The 17,008-nt window shown below is 49.3% G+C and carries 13 protein-coding genes; 12 read left to right on the top strand and 1 reads right to left on the bottom strand.

Annotation, left to right across the window (positions count from 1 at the left end; genetic code table 11):
- Window positions 1-186 precede the first annotated feature (186 nt).
- The 8 genes from V7S65_RS23715 to V7S65_RS23680 all read left to right on the top strand — a co-directional run bounded on the left by V7S65_RS23715 (window position 187) and on the right by V7S65_RS23680 (window position 13,448).
- Window positions 187-3,144: a SusC/RagA family TonB-linked outer membrane protein gene (locus V7S65_RS23715; RefSeq protein WP_336388015.1), complete on the top strand. Its 2,958-nt coding sequence runs from the start codon at window positions 187-189 to the stop codon at window positions 3,142-3,144.
- 18 nt (window positions 3,145-3,162) lie between these two features.
- Window positions 3,163-4,803: a RagB/SusD family nutrient uptake outer membrane protein gene (locus tag V7S65_RS23710; RefSeq protein ID WP_336388014.1), complete on the top strand. Its 1,641-nt coding sequence runs from the start codon at window positions 3,163-3,165 to the stop codon at window positions 4,801-4,803.
- On the top strand, window positions 4,803-7,034 hold the full coding sequence (locus V7S65_RS23705) for a glycosyl hydrolase family 28 protein (protein ID WP_336388013.1): 2,232 nt from the start codon (window positions 4,803-4,805) through the stop codon (window positions 7,032-7,034). The genes V7S65_RS23710 and V7S65_RS23705 overlap by 1 nt, the downstream gene beginning before the upstream one ends.
- Window positions 7,024-8,196: a glycoside hydrolase family 88/105 protein gene (locus tag V7S65_RS23700; RefSeq protein WP_336388012.1), complete on the top strand. Its 1,173-nt coding sequence runs from the start codon at window positions 7,024-7,026 to the stop codon at window positions 8,194-8,196. The genes V7S65_RS23705 and V7S65_RS23700 overlap by 11 nt, the downstream gene beginning before the upstream one ends.
- A 7-nt stretch (window positions 8,197-8,203) precedes the next feature.
- A complete protein-coding gene (locus V7S65_RS23695; protein WP_336388011.1) occupies window positions 8,204-9,667 on the top strand; it encodes a tagaturonate reductase in 1,464 nt (487 codons plus the stop codon).
- Window positions 9,668-9,685: 18 nt separating this feature from the next.
- Window positions 9,686-11,341: a UxaA family hydrolase gene (locus tag V7S65_RS23690; protein ID WP_336388010.1), complete on the top strand. Its 1,656-nt coding sequence runs from the start codon at window positions 9,686-9,688 to the stop codon at window positions 11,339-11,341.
- Window positions 11,342-11,359: 18 nt separating this feature from the next.
- Entirely contained in the window at window positions 11,360-12,763 is a 1,404-nt protein-coding gene (gene uxaC / locus V7S65_RS23685; RefSeq protein ID WP_336388009.1) for a glucuronate isomerase, read from the top strand.
- 157 nt (window positions 12,764-12,920) lie between these two features.
- Complete coding sequence (locus V7S65_RS23680; RefSeq protein ID WP_336388008.1) at window positions 12,921-13,448, top strand: DinB family protein; 528 nt, start codon at window positions 12,921-12,923, stop codon at window positions 13,446-13,448.
- Here the strand turns inward: V7S65_RS23680 and V7S65_RS23675 are convergent.
- Window positions 13,443-14,417 carry a GlxA family transcriptional regulator gene (locus V7S65_RS23675; protein WP_336388007.1) on the bottom strand — a complete coding sequence of 325 codons (975 nt, stop codon included), beginning with the start codon at window positions 14,415-14,417 and terminating at the stop codon, window positions 13,443-13,445. The genes V7S65_RS23680 and V7S65_RS23675 overlap by 6 nt on opposite strands.
- A gap of 143 nt (window positions 14,418-14,560) precedes the next feature.
- On the opposite strand from V7S65_RS23675, the gene V7S65_RS23670 reads away from it, so the two are divergent.
- The 4 genes from V7S65_RS23670 to V7S65_RS23655 all read left to right on the top strand — a co-directional run bounded on the left by V7S65_RS23670 (window position 14,561) and on the right by V7S65_RS23655 (window position 16,972).
- Window positions 14,561-15,049 (top strand): DinB family protein, encoded by a 489-nt coding sequence (locus tag V7S65_RS23670; protein ID WP_336388006.1) that lies wholly within the window; start codon window positions 14,561-14,563, stop codon window positions 15,047-15,049.
- 14 nt (window positions 15,050-15,063) lie between these two features.
- Window positions 15,064-15,276: a hypothetical protein gene (locus V7S65_RS23665; protein WP_079472701.1), complete on the top strand. Its 213-nt coding sequence runs from the start codon at window positions 15,064-15,066 to the stop codon at window positions 15,274-15,276.
- A 105-nt stretch (window positions 15,277-15,381) separates the two neighbouring features.
- A complete protein-coding gene (locus V7S65_RS23660; protein ID WP_079472702.1) occupies window positions 15,382-15,852 on the top strand; it encodes a RidA family protein in 471 nt (156 codons plus the stop codon).
- Between the two features lie 46 nt (window positions 15,853-15,898).
- Window positions 15,899-16,972 carry a dipeptidase gene (locus tag V7S65_RS23655; RefSeq protein ID WP_079472703.1) on the top strand — a complete coding sequence of 358 codons (1,074 nt, stop codon included), beginning with the start codon at window positions 15,899-15,901 and terminating at the stop codon, window positions 16,970-16,972.
- Window positions 16,973-17,008: the final 36 nt, after the last annotated feature.

Raw genomic sequence — 17,008 nt, 5'->3', positions numbered from 1 at the left:
ATGGTGAAAGTACTGATTTTTCCGGGAACGATTGCGTAAATAAACTTCACCATTAGCAAATAGTTCTGTAGACTTGTAACAGCACAATACGGAAGAAAGAACTCCTGTTCAACCAATTAATCACCACGTTAATCAACGCTTACTATAGCACAACTTTTATTTGCCATTTAATTCACGCCAAACGTTATGAAAAGAATTTACTTCATTTGCTTACTGTTGTTGGGTTTCAGCAGTTGGGCGATTGCACAGACCCGTACCGTGAAAGGGAAGGTGACAGACGCCACTTCCGGCGAGCCACTGCCGCTTGTGAGTGTTCAGGTTAAAGGCACTACTTCTGGTACACAAACAGATACACATGGGAACTTTAGCCTCCAGGTGCCGGAGGGTAAAAAGACCGAGCTGTTGTTCAGTTACATAGGGTATACTGCGGTGACACTGACAGCGGATAATGTCAACATGACAATAAAAATGGAACCAAACAATAAGAAACTGGATGAAATTGTGGTAGTAGGTTATGGCCTGGTGAAAAAACGGGATCTCACCGGCTCCGTGGTGTCAGTAAAAGGAGAAGAACTTAAAAAGGTACCTTCCACCAACGTGATGGAATCTGTACAGGGAAAACTACCCGGAGTGGATATCACCCGTAGCAGCGGTGCAGCAGGCGCAAAGGTGAATGTAACGGTGAGAGGTAACCGGTCCATCAAAGCGAGTAACGGCCCCTTATACATCGTAGACGGGGTACAGTACGAAAATATACAGGATATTAACCCGAATGATATCCAGTCGATGGAAGTACTGAAAGATGCATCTTCCACCGCCATCTACGGTTCCCGCGGCGCTAACGGTGTAATCATGGTTACCACCAAACGCGGTACCTCCGGCAAACCCAGGGTAAATGTCAGCTCTTATGTTGGTTCGTCTGAAGTAAACGGCTATCCGCGTATGAGTAACGGCCCCGAATATACGGCGCTGAAAAGGGAAGCCAACCGTACTACCGGCAGATGGGCCAGCGAGGCAGATGATTCAAAAATATTCAACGCATTTGAACTGGATGAAATAAAGAACAACCTGTGGGCTAACTATGCCGACCTCCTGTTACATAAGGGCTTACAGCAGGACTACCAGGCAGGCATCTCCGGAGGGTCAGAAAAAACAAAAGTGTATTTCTCCTTTGATTATTTCAATGAGAAAGGATTATTGAAACTGGATGATCTTAAACGTTATTCCACCCGTCTGAATATCGATCAAACGATTAACGATGCAATCAAAATAGGCGCACAAAGCCAGATCACCTATTACGAGCAGAGCACCCGCCGTGATCCGCTCAACCAGGCCAATAAGTACATTCCGCTGGCCATACCTTACGATTCGGCCGGCAACCTGGTATTATTTCCCAACAGCGGCTCGGCTATCAATCCCCTGGCGGATGAGCAGCCGAATGCTTACCAGAATAATACCCGTACTACGCGCACATTTATCAATGCTTACCTGGAACTTACACCCTTCAGCGGTTTCATGTTCCGCTCCAACTTTGGTGTAACACTGGAAAATGCGAAACAGGGTGTGTTTGCATCTAAAAACTCTATCGACCGGTCTACCGCTTCTACCTCGCGGTCGCAGTCGAACGGCAGCACCCGCAGGTATCTCAGCTGGGAAAACGTGGCCACCTATAATAAAACAATCGGTGATCACTCCTTTGGTATTACCGGCGTAGCCAGCGTACTGTCGGATCAGCGCGACTCTTCACTTATGCAGGGCGAAGGCCAGCTGCTTCCGTCGCAGTTGTACTATGCCATGCAGAACAATGTAAGCGGCATCGCAGCACGCAGTATGTACCAGTCCAGCAAACTCATTTCCTTCACCGGCCGCCTGAACTATGCGTACAAAGGGAAATACCTGTTGTCGCTCACCGGCCGCTCCGATGGCTCTTCCAAACTTTCACCGGGTAACAAGTGGGCGTTCTTTCCCTCAGCAGCCGCAGCATGGCGCATCAGCGATGAAACGTTCATGAAGTCGCAAACCTTTTTCAGTGATCTGAAACTGAGAGTGAGCTATGGTATTGCCGGTAACGATGCAGTGGACCCTTATTCCACAATGAGCTATCTTACCAAAATACCTTTTTCATGGGATGATACCAATGCGGCAATGGCTTACACCATCGGCGACCAGGCAGGCAACAAGGGACTTAAATGGGAACTGTCTGCCACCAAAAATATAGGACTCGATTTCGGTATCATCGCTAACAGGATTACCGGTAGCATCGATTATTATGATACGCAAACAAAAGACCTGCTGCTGCAACGTACGCTGCCTACTTCTTCCGGTGTAAGCACTGTAGTGCAGAACATTGGTAAAACCCGCAACAGGGGTATTGAAATTGGAATTAATACCACGAACATTTCCACCGGCGATTTCCGTTGGACTTCCAACATCGTGTACTCCCGCAATAAAGAAGAAATTGTAGCGCTGGCAGATGGAAGCACCAACGATGTAGCCAATGGCTGGTTCATCGGCTCCCCGGTAAAAGTGTATTACGACTATGAGAAAATTGGTATCTGGCAAACAACAGAAGCTGCCGAAGCCACAAAGTATGGTTACAAACCCGGCGATATCAAAGTGAAGGACCAGGACGGAAAAGGAACCATCAACACATCCGACCGCATCATACTTGGTGCGCAGGTACCTAAATGGAGCGGTGGTTTCAATAACGATTTCCGGTACAAAAACTTTGATCTCAACATCTACGTATTTGCCCGTATTGGCCAGTGGATCAACTCCGAGTATGCGGCAAAATACGATCCGCAGGGATTGGAAAACAGCGCACCGGTAAATTACTGGACCCCGGAAAATCCATCCAACGATTATCCCCGGCCCAATGCCAGTCTTTCCAAAGACGGTACGCCTTTTATCAAAACATTGGGGTATAGAGATGGTTCTTTTGTAAAGATCCGTAACCTTTCACTCGGATACACTTTCTCCGCTGATGCGTTGAAGTCGTTGCACCTGAGCAGTCTTCGTTTATACGTTACCGGCAAAAACCTCTTCACTTTCAGCAAAGTAAAAGACTATGACCCGGAAAGGGGAGGCGATCTGAGCAATCCGCTCACCAGGATGTATGTGGCAGGAATAAATGTTGAGTTCTAATTTCTAAAAAAAGTAACAATGACACCCACTATAAATAAGTACCTCATCATATTGTGTATGGCCGCCGGCAGCCTTGCCGGATGCAACAAGCAACTGGAAGAATACAATCCCGGCGGCACTACCACCGATGCTGTATACTCCACCCCGGAAGGTTTTGAAACACTGGTAAACGCAGCGTATACCTATAACCGTTGGTGGTATGGAAAAGAAGAAGGATACAGCATGGCCGAAATGGGCACCGATATATGGACCAGCGGCACCGGCGATAAGTACCCGGATATGACCAACTACAACAACCTGCAGGCCAGCAATTCCGTGATGAGCGCTTTATGGAAACAGCTGTATGCAGCGATCAATTTGTGTAACGCGGGCATCACACGTATAGATGGTGCCGGGTTAACGCCGGAGAGGAAAGCCATACGCAGCGCCGAATTACATTTCCTCCGCGCCTTTTACTACTGGCATATTGTAGAAACCTGGGGGCCTGTCCATTTTACCCTTACGGAAACTTCAGGTGTAGTAACCACCGCCAACCGCACACCCGTGGATACTTTCTATGCACAGATCTTCCGCGACCTGGGAGAAGCAGTGAATAACCTGCCTGCTACTACATCCGACTATGGCCGTGTAACCAAGCCTGCTGCAGAAGCCTTCCTGGCAAGGATGTATCTCACCCGCGGCATGAACCAGCAGGCTGCTGACCTGGCAGATAAAGTAATTAACAGTTATGGCTACACGCTGTTACCCAAATACGCAGATCTCTGGCGTATGGATAACCTGCAGAATAAAGAAGTGATCTGGGCTGTAAACTATATGAAGAACCTGGTGTTTGACGACCGCACCGATGCTACGTTGTTCCCTAACGGGCACTCACGCGGCGCCAACAACGCACACATGCTGTTTGCCATGAAGTACGATGACCTGCCGGGTATGCAGCGCGATATCCTTAACCAGCGTCCTTTTAACCGGTATATGCCTACGCTGTTCCTGTTAAACCTGTTCAATGAAAATGCAGATGCACGCTACGAAGGTTCTTTCAAACAGGTGTGGTATTGCAATAATCTCAAAACAGCGCCTAACGGCATGAAGCTGGGTGATACCGCTATCTATTGCAGTAAATATGTACTGCCCGCTTCCACCAAATACCGGATCTACGACAGGAACGCCGTATATACAGAAAATGGCGGCGGAAAAGACCGCACCCGTTATGTATCCCTGGATAAATTCGACGATCCCACACGGGCATCCATGAACGAAGAACAAAGCGCGCGGGACGCATTTATTATCCGCCTCGCGGAAATGTATCTCATTGCAGCAGAAGCACAGTTCAAGCTGGGCAATTCAGCTAAAGCGGCAGAGTACATCAATGTAATCCGCAAACGGGCCGCTATCGCAGGACATGAAGCAGAGATGGTAATAACCGCCGCAGATATCAGTCTCGACTTTATCCTCGATGAAAGAGCGCGGGAGCTGGCCGGTGAACAACTGCGCTGGTTTGATCTGAAGCGTACCGGCAAACTGGCTGAGCGGATTGCGCTGCATAACCCGGATGCTAAGGTGTATTTCCAGTCGTACCATACCGTGCGGCCTATTCCGCAGGATCAGATCGACGCCGTAACAAATAAAGACGAGTTTAAGCAGAACGATAAATATAACTAATGAAGATTCTTCAGATACTTTTATTATCATTATTGGGACTGGCGCCAGCCGGTCCCAAACCCGCTATATTCATGATCGGTGATTCCACCATGGCTAACAAGCCACTGGAAGATAATCCTGAACGCGGCTGGGGGCAATTGTTTCCGCAATTTTTTGAAAAGGATATCATCATAAAAAACTATGCGGTTAACGGAAGAAGTACCAAAAGCTTTATCGATGAACATCGCTGGGATAGCGTGTTGGCGCAACTGAAACCCGGCGATTGGGTGATGATCCAGTTTGGCCACAACGATGGAAAGATCAGTGACACTACCCGTTATGCGGCGCCGGAAGGGGCGTACAAAACCAACCTGGAGCGCTTTGTAAAAGAGGCCCGCGCCAAAGGCGCCCATCCGCTGCTTATTACACCGGTAGCGCGCCGTAAGTTTACCAATGGGGTTTTGGAAGATACCCACGGCGCTTATCCTGCAGTGGTAAGGTCCGTTGCAAATGCGATGCAGGTGCCGTTGGTTGATCTGCAACATAGCAGCGCTGCCTTACTGACTAAAGAGGGGGAAGCTGCGTCGCAAAAGATGTTCCGCACTACACCGCCGGGCCACTATAATACGCTGCCACAGGGTATTACAGACAATACTCATTTTTCTGCCTATGGCGCTGCAAAAATAGCTGCGCTCGTAGCCGGGGAAATCCGGGAAAAGAAATTACCCCTGGCTGCTTACCTGCAAACAACTCCTTTTGAAGGGAAGTATAGCTATGAGCTGCCGGTGATCTATGAACCACATTTCAGGAAAGATACTTTTACGATCGCCTCTTTTGGTGCTAAAGCAGATGGCATTACGTTAAATAGTAAAGCTATCAACGAAGCAATTACGGCGTGCAATAACAAAGGTGGCGGCGTGGTATTGGTACCACCGGGCCTTTGGCTCACGGGCCCAATTGTGTTAAAAAGCAACGTGAATCTTCACCTGTCGAAGAACGCGGTATTGCAGTTCACTACCGACTTTGACCAGTATCCGCTTATCAGCACTACTTACGAAGGGCTTGCAGCCGTACGTTGCCAGCCGCCCGTTTCTGCCAGCAACCAGGAAAATATAGCCGTTACCGGTAGTGGTATCCTTGACGGCGGCGGCGACGCCTGGCGCATGGTGAAGAAGGCTAAGCTCACCGCTACGCAATGGGAAAACCTGGTAGCTTCCGGTGGCCTGGTTGGCCCTGATAGTGTTACCTGGTACCCTTCACAGTCATCTTATCTCGGCTCCAAAACTAACCTGGCTGGGGTAATCACCCCCGGCAGTAAAATAGCCGATTACGCAGGTATCAAAGATTATCTCCGGCCCAATATGGTGAGCATTGCTTCCTGTAAAAATGTACTGCTGGAAGGGGTTACCTTCCAGAATTCACCGGCATGGTGCCTGCATCCGCTGCTCTGCGAAAACATCACCCTGCGTGGCGTGTATGTTAAAAACCCCTGGTACGCACAAAATGGCGATGGGGTAGACCTTGAATCATGCAGCGGCGCACAGATCCTCGACTGCACCTTTGATGTAGGCGATGATGGCATTTGTATCAAATCCGGCCGCGATGAGCAGGGACGTAAACGTGGTAAACCTACCGAAAATGTTATCGTGCAAAACTGTACGGTATACCACGCGCATGGCGGCTTTGTAATAGGCAGCGAAATGTCTGGTGGCGCCCGTAATATTTATGTATCCGATTGTTCATTCCTGGGTACCGATATCGGGCTGCGTTTCAAAACGGCCCGTGGCCGCGGAGGAATCGTGGAAGATATTTATGCTGCCAACATCAACATGAAAGATATTCCGGGAGAAGCCATCCTGTTTGATATGTACTATGCCGCCAAAGATCCGGTGCCGCTGGCTGGCGAAAAGAGAGTGGCTCCCCGCGTGGAAACGCTGCCGGTTACAGCAGCTACGCCCCGGTTCCGTAATTTTTATATGAACAACATCGTATGCTACGGTGCAAAAAAAGCAGTGTTCATACGCGGCCTGCCGGAAATGCCGGTCAGCAATATTCACCTGCGTAACCTGGTGATCAAAGCGGATGAAGGCATCCAATGCCTGGAAGCAGAAAACGTGCATTTCAATAATGTATACCTGCTTACGTCTTCCGGCAAACCACCGGTGGAAACACGCAATACAAAAAACATCACACTCGACAGTTGCCGTTACCGCGATACTAAAACCAAATCAACGGAAGATCATGCGTTTTAAAAAATCAATACTCTCCACTGCATTGCTGCTTATCGTTTCACTCACACAGGCACAAACCGGTGCTGCCGGTATGGCGGCAACGGTGATGCGCATCTGGAAAGACTCGCTGGAAATACAGCCCGGCAGGCCGGTCCGGTGGTCGTACGACCAGGGTGTGGTCCTGGAAGGGTTTACCGGCTTATGGAAAAGAACAGGTAACCAGGAATATTTCCGGTACATGCAAAAAAGCATGGATCATTTTGTGGATGCTAACGGTAACATCCATACATACCAGCTGGAAGATTACAATATTGATAATGTTAAAAACGGCCGGATACTGCTAACGCTTTATAAGGCCACCAAAAACAATAAGTATAAGATCGCTGCAGATCACCTGCGGGAGCAGCTGCGGGGACAACCCCGCACAAACAACGGCGGCTTCTGGCATAAAAAGCGCTATCCCTGGCAGATGTGGCTGGATGGACTTTACATGGGCGAACCTTTTTATGCAGAGTATGCCGTGCTCACCGGGGAAACCAACGCCTTCCGGGACATTACCCGGCAGTTTGTACTGATGGAGCAGCACGCACGCGATTCCCGTACGGGCTTATTATATCATGCGTGGGATGAATCAAAAGAGCAGCGTTGGGCCAATAAAGCCACAGGGCAGTCGCCACACTTCTGGGGCCGCGCTATGGGCTGGTATGCTATGGCGCTGGTAGATGCGCTGGAATATTATCCGGCTGGTGATCCCGGAAAAGACAGTCTTATTGCTATTTTAAACCGTACCGCTGCCGCCGTAAAAAAATACCAGGACGCCAAAACCGGCTGCTGGTACCAGGTGCTGGATAAAGGCGACAGTACAGGCAACTATGTAGAAGCCTCCGCCTCCTGCATGTTCGTATATGCGTTGGCGAAAGGCATGCGTTTGGGTTATCTGCCGGCGGGCTATCGTGGGGTAGCGAAGAAAGGATACAACGGCATCCTGAAACAGTTTATCCGTAAAAATCCGGAAGGGGATATCACCCTGAGCGGCACCGTAAGCGTGGCCGGGCTTGGCGGAGATCCCTATCGTGATGGAAGCTATGCTTATTATCTCAGCGAAAAGGTGATCGATAACGATCCTAAAGGCGTAGGGGCCTATATATTGGCCGCTAATGAAATGGAAATGATGACTAAATAATGTGGATATGAAACTTTCAAAAGAATTACTGGCACGGCTGCACGAAAATGATGCGCTGCAGGTTCCGGCAGAAGCGTGCTTTACGCTGCCCGAAAAAGTGCTGCAATTTGGAACAGGCGTATTGTTGAGGGGACTACCCGGTTTTTTCATAGACAAAGCCAATAAGCAGGGTTTGTTTAATGGCCGGATAGTAGTAGTGAAATCAACGGACAAAGGCAGTACCGCTGCTTTCGATGAACAGGATAACCTTTATACACAGTGTATCCGGGGCATTGACGGCGGGAAACCGGTATCGGAAAATATTATTAACGCCAGCATCAGCAGGGTGCTGACAGCCGCCACCCAATGGAACGATATTATGGATTGCGCTGCCAGTCCGCATATGCAGGTAGTAATATCCAATACCACCGAAGTAGGTATTGTGTATGTGGAAGAAAGCATTCATGCCACACCGCCGGCATCTTTCCCGGGTAAACTGCTGGCTTTCCTCTATCGACGCTATCACCATTTTAAGGGAGATGCCACCAAAGGAATGGTGATCATCCCTACAGAACTGATTCCGGACAACGGAAGCAAACTCCGGGAAATCCTGTTGCAGCTGAGCGCATTTAATCAGCTGGAAGAAGGCTTTATACACTGGCTCACCAACAGCAACTACTGCTGTAACTCACTGGTGGATTGCATTGTACCCGGCGCTGCCGATATAGCATCAGGATATGAGGATGAACTCCTGATCATGACCGAAGTATACCGGTTATGGGCCATTGAAACCAATAGTGAGCAGGTAAGAAAGATATTATCTTTCAGTGAAACAGATGCCGGCGTGGTACTGTCGCCCGACATCAATGTATTCCGGGAGCTGAAGCTCCGTTTACTCAACGGCACGCATACCCTCAGCTGCGGACTGGCCTTCCTGGCCGGTCATGAAACCGTGAAAGCCGCCATGAATGATGAAGCAATGGCTGCCTATATGGAAGGACTGATGATGCATGAAATTATCCCAGCTATAACAGACATCCATATACGTAACGACGCCGCTATCCGTTTCGCCGGCGCCGTGCTGGACCGCTTCCGCAACCCGGCTATTGAACACAAGTGGCTTAGCATTTGCAGTCAGTATACGGCAAAGTTAAGAATGCGGGTATTGCCGGTACTGTTGCAATATCACCGGCGTACAGCACATGTACCGGCGCTGATGGCGCTGGGCTTTGCAGCGCATGCGTTGTTTATGCGGGGTGGCAGCAACTATACTATCACAGATGAACAGGCCGCCTGGTATGCGGCGCAGTGGCAGCAGCATACGCCGGAGGATGTGATAAAAAACTCCTTCAGCAATGAGGCCATATGGGGATATAACCTGGCCACCATTCCTGGTTTCGCACAGCTGGTTACCACGATGCTGAAGGCATTAATGGAACAGGGCGTAGCTGTTTATCTTGAAAAAATAGCAGCAGAAATAGCGGTATCGTAAAATTTTAAGGATAGATAAATGAAGCAGAAAGTATTAAAGGTGCATCCGCACGATAACGTGCTGGTAGCGCTACAAGACCTGGAAAAGGAAGAAACGGTGGAGTATAACGGCGCCGTATACACGATGCAGGAAAAGATTCCTGCCAAACACAAGTTTGCAGTGGCGCCTATGAAAGAAGGTGATGCCATTTACATGTATGGCGTACTGGTGGGGCGCGCACAGCGCACCATCAGCGCCGGCAGCAGGATTGCCGTGGAAAATGTACACCATGCTGCCAATGGCTATGAGCTGGCTGCACAAAGGAAAACCACCTGGCAGCCGCCGGATGTTTCCCGCTGGCAACAGCAAACTTTTATGGGATACCATCGTGCCAATGGCAGCGTAGGTACTGCCAATTACTGGCTGGTGATTCCGTTGGTGTTTTGTGAAAACAGGAATGTGGAAGTGTTGAAAGAAGCGCTGCTACCGGAACTGGGATATGCCCGTCCGGGTAAGTACGCCGCCTTTACGCGCTCGCTGGCAGCAAAGCAGCGGGCCGGCGCAGGTTCCGGGCAGATCCTCGAGACGGTGTATACCGAAGATACAGCGGGGGCACAAAATAGCCGCGTATTTGAAAACGTGGACGGCATCAAATTCCTCACACATGACGGCGGTTGCGGTGGTATCCGCCAGGATGCACAAACGCTGTGCGGCCTGCTGGCAGGATATATTACCCATGCTAACGTGGCCGGTGCTACGGTGCTGAGCCTGGGTTGCCAGAATGCGCAGATCAGTATGTTGCAGGATGAAATCAATAAACGCGACCCCAATTTTTCAAAGCCGCTGTATATACTGGATCAGCAGCAAACCGGCGCGGAGAGCCAGTTGATCACGGATGCGATCCGTCAAACTTTCGCAGGACTGATGCTTGCCAACCAATGTACCCGCCAGCCGGCGCCGTTGAGTAAATTATGCATCGGGCTGGAATGCGGCGGCTCGGACGGCTTCTCCGGCATCTCTGCCAATCCTGCTATCGGCTATACTTCCGATCTGCTGACGGCCCTGGGTGGCTCCGTTATCCTTGCTGAATTCCCTGAACTCTGCGGCGTTGAGCAGGAAATGAGTGACCGGTGCCGCAACGTGGATGACGCTACCCGGTTTATCCAGCTGATGCGTACCTATCAGCAGCGTGCGGAAGAAGCAGGCTCCGGATTTGATATGAATCCATCTCCCGGAAATATAAAAGACGGACTGATCACCGATGCTATAAAATCGGCCGGGGCCGCCAAGAAGGGAGGCACCTCACCGGTAGCTGCTGTACTGGATTACCCCGAAATGGTGCGGCAGCCGGGGCTTAACCTGCTTTGCACACCTGGTAATGATGTGGAGTCCACTACCGCGGAAGTGGGCAGTGGCGCCAACGTGGTGCTGTTTACCACCGGGCTGGGAACGCCTACCGGCAACCCTATTGCACCGGTCATCAAACTCTCCAGTAATACAAAGCTGTACCAGCGTATGCATGATATCATCGATATTAATACCGGTACTATTATAGACGGTGAAGAAACCATTGCTGAAGCAGGAGAACGTATACTCGACTACGTTATACAGGTGGCCAGCGGTGCTATCACCGCAAAATCTGTCCTCAACGGTCAGGATGATTTTATTCCCTGGAAAAGAGGAGTGTCATTGTAATACTTAAATACTTTACGGATGAGAAAAAAATTCATGGATGAAAATTTCCTCCTGAATAGTGATGCGGCAGAAAGGCTTTACCACGACTATGCAAAGGATATGCCTATCATCGATTATCATTGTCACCTGCCACCCGCGCAGATAGCCGCGGATACAAGGTTTGAGAATATCACGCAGGCATGGCTATACGGAGATCATTATAAATGGCGCGCTATGCGCACCAATGGCGTACCGGAAAGTTACTGTACCGGTAATAATACAGATTGGGAGAAATTTGAAAAGTGGGCCGCTACCGTGCCGTATACACTGCGCAACCCTTTACACCACTGGACACACCTGGAACTGCAACGCTATTTCGGCATCAGCGATATACTGAATCCTGCGTCTGCAAAGCAAATCTATGACAGCTGTAACCAGCTGCTGCAAACACCGGAATACAGCGTGCAAAACCTGCTGCGCAGCAGGAATGTATCGCTCATCTGTACAACTGATGATCCGGCCGACAACCTGCAATATCACCGGCAACTCAAACAGGATGGCTTTGAAATACCGGTAGTACCTGCTTTCCGCCCCGATCAGGCCATGAATGTGGACGTACCGGAAGCATATAACCGGTACCTGGAAAAGCTGGAACAGGCTGTCAACTGCAGCATCAGCACCTATGATGATCTGCTGCAAACCCTGAAAAACAGGCATGATGTATTTGCAGCCCACGGTTGTAAAGTATCCGATCATGGTATTGAGGAAATATATGCAGATGATTTTCTGGAGAAAGATATCCGGCAGATCTTTTTAAAGATACGCGGTGGTCAGGCGCTTACCTACGCCGAAAACCGGCAGTTCAAATCAGCGTTGCTGCTGGAACTGGCGCTTATGGACTGGAAAGCAGGGTGGGTGCAGCAGTACCATCTCGGCGCCCTGCGGAATAATAATTCCCGCATGCTGCGGCAGCTGGGACCGGATACGGGCTGGGACTCCATCGGTGATTTTTCCCAGGCCCGCGCGCTTGCTAAATTCCTCGATAAACTGGATAGCCAGGATAAACTGGCAAAAACAATCATCTATAACCTGAACCCCGCCGATAATGAACTCATGGCTACCATGACGGGCAACTTCAACGATGGTTCAGTAGCCGGTAAAGTACAATTCGGCGCCGCCTGGTGGTTCCTGGATCAGAAAGACGGTATGACCCGGCAAATCAATGCCCTCTCCAACATGGGGCTGATATCCCGCTTTGTGGGTATGCTCACGGATTCACGCAGCTTCCTTTCATATCCGCGCCACGAGTACTTCCGCCGCCTGCTCTGCGACCTCTTCGGTGAAGAGATAGAGCGTGGCGAAATTCCGGACGACATAGAGGCGGTGGGAAAAATGATACAGGATATTTGTTACGGTAACGCTAAATCATATTTTGGCTGGTGATGGTCCCAGGCTGTATTTTGGCCACAGAAAAAAGGCGATGTTTGCAAAAGAAATTACTTTTCTGAAGCAGCATCAACTTTTTTTTTGAGGCTACTGACATAGGGTTGTCACAACCCCTTGTTTTCTTTGTATTGTAAAACAAAAAAATACAGACTTTATGGAAAACAACACCTTATCTGCCGCAACTACAACCACCGTTATCACTCCTGGTCAGTTACTGAAACACTGGCAGGGCCACCGCGCATTGACCCGCCGGATGATTGAAGCATTTCCGGAAGATCAGCTGTTCACCTTCAGCGTGGGCGGTATGCGACCCTTTTCCACTTTGGTAATGGAATTCTGCGGAATGGCTTTCCCCTCCGTATATGGCGTTATCACCGACGAATGGCTGGGTATTGATGTATTGCTGAAAGATACCGGCGCGGTAGTAAACCCTACCACCAAAGCGGAACTGTTGCAACTCTGGGATGTTATTACAGAAAAGCTCAACGAATGGTGGCCTAAAATCCCCGTGGAAGCCTTTCAAAAGGAAATCACCGCCTTTGGACAGTATGAAGGCAAATCAGTTAGCATCCTGTTCTACATTTTCGACAATGAAATTCACCATCGCGGACAGGGGTATGTATATCTCCGCGCACTTGGTATAGAGCCTCCTGCCTTCTGGGACAGGGATCAGAATTTATGATCTGGCGGCATTAAACTTTTCCCGGTATTCAGAAGGGGTTATTCCCACCGTTTTGCGGAATACCTTTCTGAATGCTTTGGGATCGTTATAGCCGGAGTTGTAAATCACTTCCGCCATTTGCTGCCCGGTTTGTTCCAGTAGTTTTTTGGCCGCTTCAATCCGCGTGAATTGCAGGTATTCAATAGGGGTTACACCGGTTACCTGTTTAAATCTTCTCACAATATTTCTCCTGCTGGAAGGGATGTCCCTGATCATTTCCTCGATGGTGCCTACGTCCTGGTAGCTGGTTTCAATCCGCTGTTGCGCGGACGCCACTAGGTCGTCGTGATGATTACGGGTAGGCTGGAATGTGCTGAAATAGGATTGTTTGTCACGGCCCATATCCACCGCAAAAATTTTAGCGGTCCTTATCGCTATTTCAATGCCGCAATGCACTTCCAGCAGATGAAGCAGCAGGTGGAAGGTAGAAGTGGCGCCACCACTCGTATAAATGCCGGAATCGTGGGTAACCGTTTTATCCGATAACAGGTTCACTGCCGGGAATGAGGAGGAAAATTCCTTGCAGGCATCTACATGGGTGGTGGCTATTTTACCATCCAGCAAACCGGAAGCGCCCAATAAAAAAGCGCCGGTACAGAAGCTGGCGATTTCAGCGCCGCTTTTATACTGCTGTTGCAGCCAGGGAAGATAAGCCCGGTTTTCTGCAATCGACTGGCGGATGTCATCTGTAGTAAAAGAGGGTACCAGCACCAGGTTAAAAGTGCCCGCCGCATCTGTGTGTTGCGACGCATAATCCGGAAATGCTGCTGCCAGGTGTTCCGTTTCAGCAGTATGTACCAGTGTTATTTTGAAGGGTGTTGGCTGGCTGTTTTTATAGTAAATCTTATTGACGGTGTCCAGCACATCTGTTATGGCAGCCAGGCTTAAAAGCTTGTAGTGGCGTATAAGCAGGATCCCAATTTGTAGCATATGGCTTTCAGTTTTTAGTTGTCTACTCAAACATAACGAATTTGTCGCAAATACCCCCTAATATTGACTCTATCAGCATCCATCCGGACAGAAATTATGGGGTACCTTACCGTTAGTTTGAGAACCAAAAAAAATATTATTATATGGAAACTGTAAGCACACGGATGCAGGGCATCCTTCCACTGTTTGATCTCCACACCGGTTTTTTTCCAAAGGTACTGGATGGAATTACGGATGAAGACGCACATAAAAGACTGGATACTCCTGCCAATCACATTGCCTGGCTCGCCGGCAGCCTGGTACAGCAACGGTTTGAGCTGGCCGGTTTGCTGAAAGTGGAAGCTACATCTTCTGCAAATGATCTTTTCAAAGATTTCCAGGGAATAAAAGACTCACAGCAGTATCCATCTCTCGAAATTTTTAAAAAAGACTGGGAGAAAATTTCCCCGTTGTTAAAAACAGCATTGGTAAGTGTGGCAGATGAACAACTGGATCACATACTGGAATTCCCCGGCATGAAAATGTCGCTCTGGGATTTGCTGACTTTTAATATTTACCGGGAGGCCAATTGTATCGGGCAAATTGCCTTGTGGAGGCGGCTGTTGAAATATGAGCCGATGAAATACATGTAATCAAAATTATTACAATGGTAGAAGTATTCATAACGAATGTAAAACGGGTAGCAGCCGCGAAAGAAATAGTAGCGCTGTTACTCCGTAATTTTCCGGATAGTAAAATCAATTTCGATCTTGAAGATTGTGATAAAGTATTAAGGGTAGAAGGAGAGAATTTTCATCCCGGGAAAATAATGATGCTGGTAAATGAAAATGGATTCCAGTGTCAGGTAATGGAAGATTAAGGAGCCGTCTGCAAAGACGGCTTTTTTGTAACCCCCGGTTAAGTATTCATCTCCCGGAAAAATAAAATTGCATAACTTAATCCCATTTTTGTTAAAACAACAACTATGGGAAACAATCATGCAGAAGAGAAATTAGCGGCCCTGGGACTGGAACTGCCACCGGCCCCGTCGCCATTGGGTGTTTACAAGCCATTCCTTATTGATGGCAAATACCTGTATCTCTCCGGTCATGGTCCTGTGCAGCATGATAAATCACTGATCATCGGACGGATAGGTGATGCACTGGATATGGAGCAGGGCAAACTGGCCGCAAGACAAGTAGGATTAACGATGCTATCCACCATTAAAACACATGTGGGCAGTTTGAATAAAGTAAAAAGGGTGATCAAGGTGTTGGGGATGGTGAACTGTACATCTGACTTTGAACGGCATCCCTATATCATTAATGGCTGCAGTGAATTGTTTGCTGCCGTGTGGGGAGAAGAAAATGGCGTGGGAGTGAGGAGTGCCGTAGGTTTTGGATCTTTACCGGATAACATCCCCGTAGAGATAGAAGCTTTGTTTGAACTATACTAACTGATGAAGAACGGCATGGCCGGACGAATTAAATAAGAACAGAACTATGTTTATAATAGATGCACACCTGGATCTCAGCATGAACGCGCTGGAATGGAACAGGGACCTCCGGCAACCGGTAACCGCCATCCGTGCGAGAGAAGCCGGTATGAATGATAAACCCGACCGCGCCAAAGGCGTAGTGGCATTCCCTGAACTACGGAAAGGTAATATCGGGCTGGTAGTCGCCACCCTGATAGGTCGCTATGTAGCCCCCGATAACCCGTTGCCCGGCTGGCATTCACCGGAACAGGCATGGGCCCAGACCCAGGGACAGCTGGCCTGGTACAAAGCGATGGAAGATGCCGGTGAAATGGTGATGATCAAAGACAAACAAAGCCTGGAGCAACACCTGCAGCTGTGGAACGATGGTACTCCCAACGACAAAAAGCCTGTTGGCTACATCCTCAGCCTGGAAGGGGCCGACTCTATCGTGAATTTAAAATACCTCGAACGCGCCTACAATAAAGGATTGCGCGCCATAGGGCCCGCGCACTACGGCCCCGGGCGTTATGCCAACGGTACCGATGCCACCGGCCACCTCAATGAACAAGGCAAACAGCTGATCCGGGAAATGGAACAACTCAATATGATCCTCGACGCCACGCATCTCTGCGATGATGCCTTCTGGGATGCCATGGACCTGTTTAACGGAGCCGTATGGGCCAGTCATAATAACTGCCGCGCCCTGGTGGACCATAACCGCCAGTTCAGCGACGATATGATCAAAACGCTCATCCAGAAAGGCGCCGTTATAGGTGGCGCCCTCGACGCCTGGATGATGGTGCCCGGCTGGGTTCGTGGAAAATCCACGCCCGAAAGCATGGGCTGCAACCTGGAAAAAATGATTGATCATATGGATCATATCTGCCAGATCGCCGGTAACTCGCTGCACGTGGGCATTGGCACCGATCTCGACGGAGCCTTTGGCAAAGAGCAATGCCCTTACGACCTGGAAACGATCGCCGACATGCAGCAACTGCCCGCCCTCCTTACTAAAAGAGGCTACAGCGCGGAAGATATCGACAATGTGATGCATGGCAACTGGCTGCGGTTCCTGCGGAACGCATGGCGCGATTAAAAGGCGCGCCTTCGCTTTAGTCCGCGATTTTTATTA

Source organism: Chitinophaga sp. CCNWYY40 (assembly GCF_037483205.1).
Lineage (GTDB): Bacteria > Bacteroidota > Bacteroidia > Chitinophagales > Chitinophagaceae > Chitinophaga > Chitinophaga ginsengisegetis.
Note: the sequence above shows the minus strand (reverse complement) of the source record. Positions and strands in the feature narration are given on the sequence as shown.

What these genes read in the sequence shown, in the direction of transcription:
- V7S65_RS23675 (WP_336388007.1), bottom strand. Translation starts at nt 14,417, where the DNA reads ATGCTACAAATTGGGATCCTGCTTATACGCCACTACAAGCTTTTAAGC.
- V7S65_RS23655 (WP_079472703.1), top strand. Translation starts at nt 15,899, where the DNA reads ATGTTTATAATAGATGCACACCTGGATCTCAGCATGAACGCGCTGGAA.
- uxaC (WP_336388009.1), top strand. Translation starts at nt 11,360, where the DNA reads ATGAGAAAAAAATTCATGGATGAAAATTTCCTCCTGAATAGTGATGCG.
- V7S65_RS23680 (WP_336388008.1), top strand. Translation starts at nt 12,921, where the DNA reads ATGGAAAACAACACCTTATCTGCCGCAACTACAACCACCGTTATCACT.
- V7S65_RS23695 (WP_336388011.1), top strand. Translation starts at nt 8,204, where the DNA reads ATGAAACTTTCAAAAGAATTACTGGCACGGCTGCACGAAAATGATGCG.
- V7S65_RS23700 (WP_336388012.1), top strand. Translation starts at nt 7,024, where the DNA reads ATGCGTTTTAAAAAATCAATACTCTCCACTGCATTGCTGCTTATCGTT.
- V7S65_RS23660 (WP_079472702.1), top strand. Translation starts at nt 15,382, where the DNA reads ATGGGAAACAATCATGCAGAAGAGAAATTAGCGGCCCTGGGACTGGAA.
- V7S65_RS23665 (WP_079472701.1), top strand. Translation starts at nt 15,064, where the DNA reads ATGGTAGAAGTATTCATAACGAATGTAAAACGGGTAGCAGCCGCGAAA.
- V7S65_RS23705 (WP_336388013.1), top strand. Translation starts at nt 4,803, where the DNA reads ATGAAGATTCTTCAGATACTTTTATTATCATTATTGGGACTGGCGCCA.
- V7S65_RS23670 (WP_336388006.1), top strand. Translation starts at nt 14,561, where the DNA reads ATGGAAACTGTAAGCACACGGATGCAGGGCATCCTTCCACTGTTTGAT.
- V7S65_RS23710 (WP_336388014.1), top strand. Translation starts at nt 3,163, where the DNA reads ATGACACCCACTATAAATAAGTACCTCATCATATTGTGTATGGCCGCC.
- V7S65_RS23715 (WP_336388015.1), top strand. Translation starts at nt 187, where the DNA reads ATGAAAAGAATTTACTTCATTTGCTTACTGTTGTTGGGTTTCAGCAGT.
- V7S65_RS23690 (WP_336388010.1), top strand. Translation starts at nt 9,686, where the DNA reads ATGAAGCAGAAAGTATTAAAGGTGCATCCGCACGATAACGTGCTGGTA.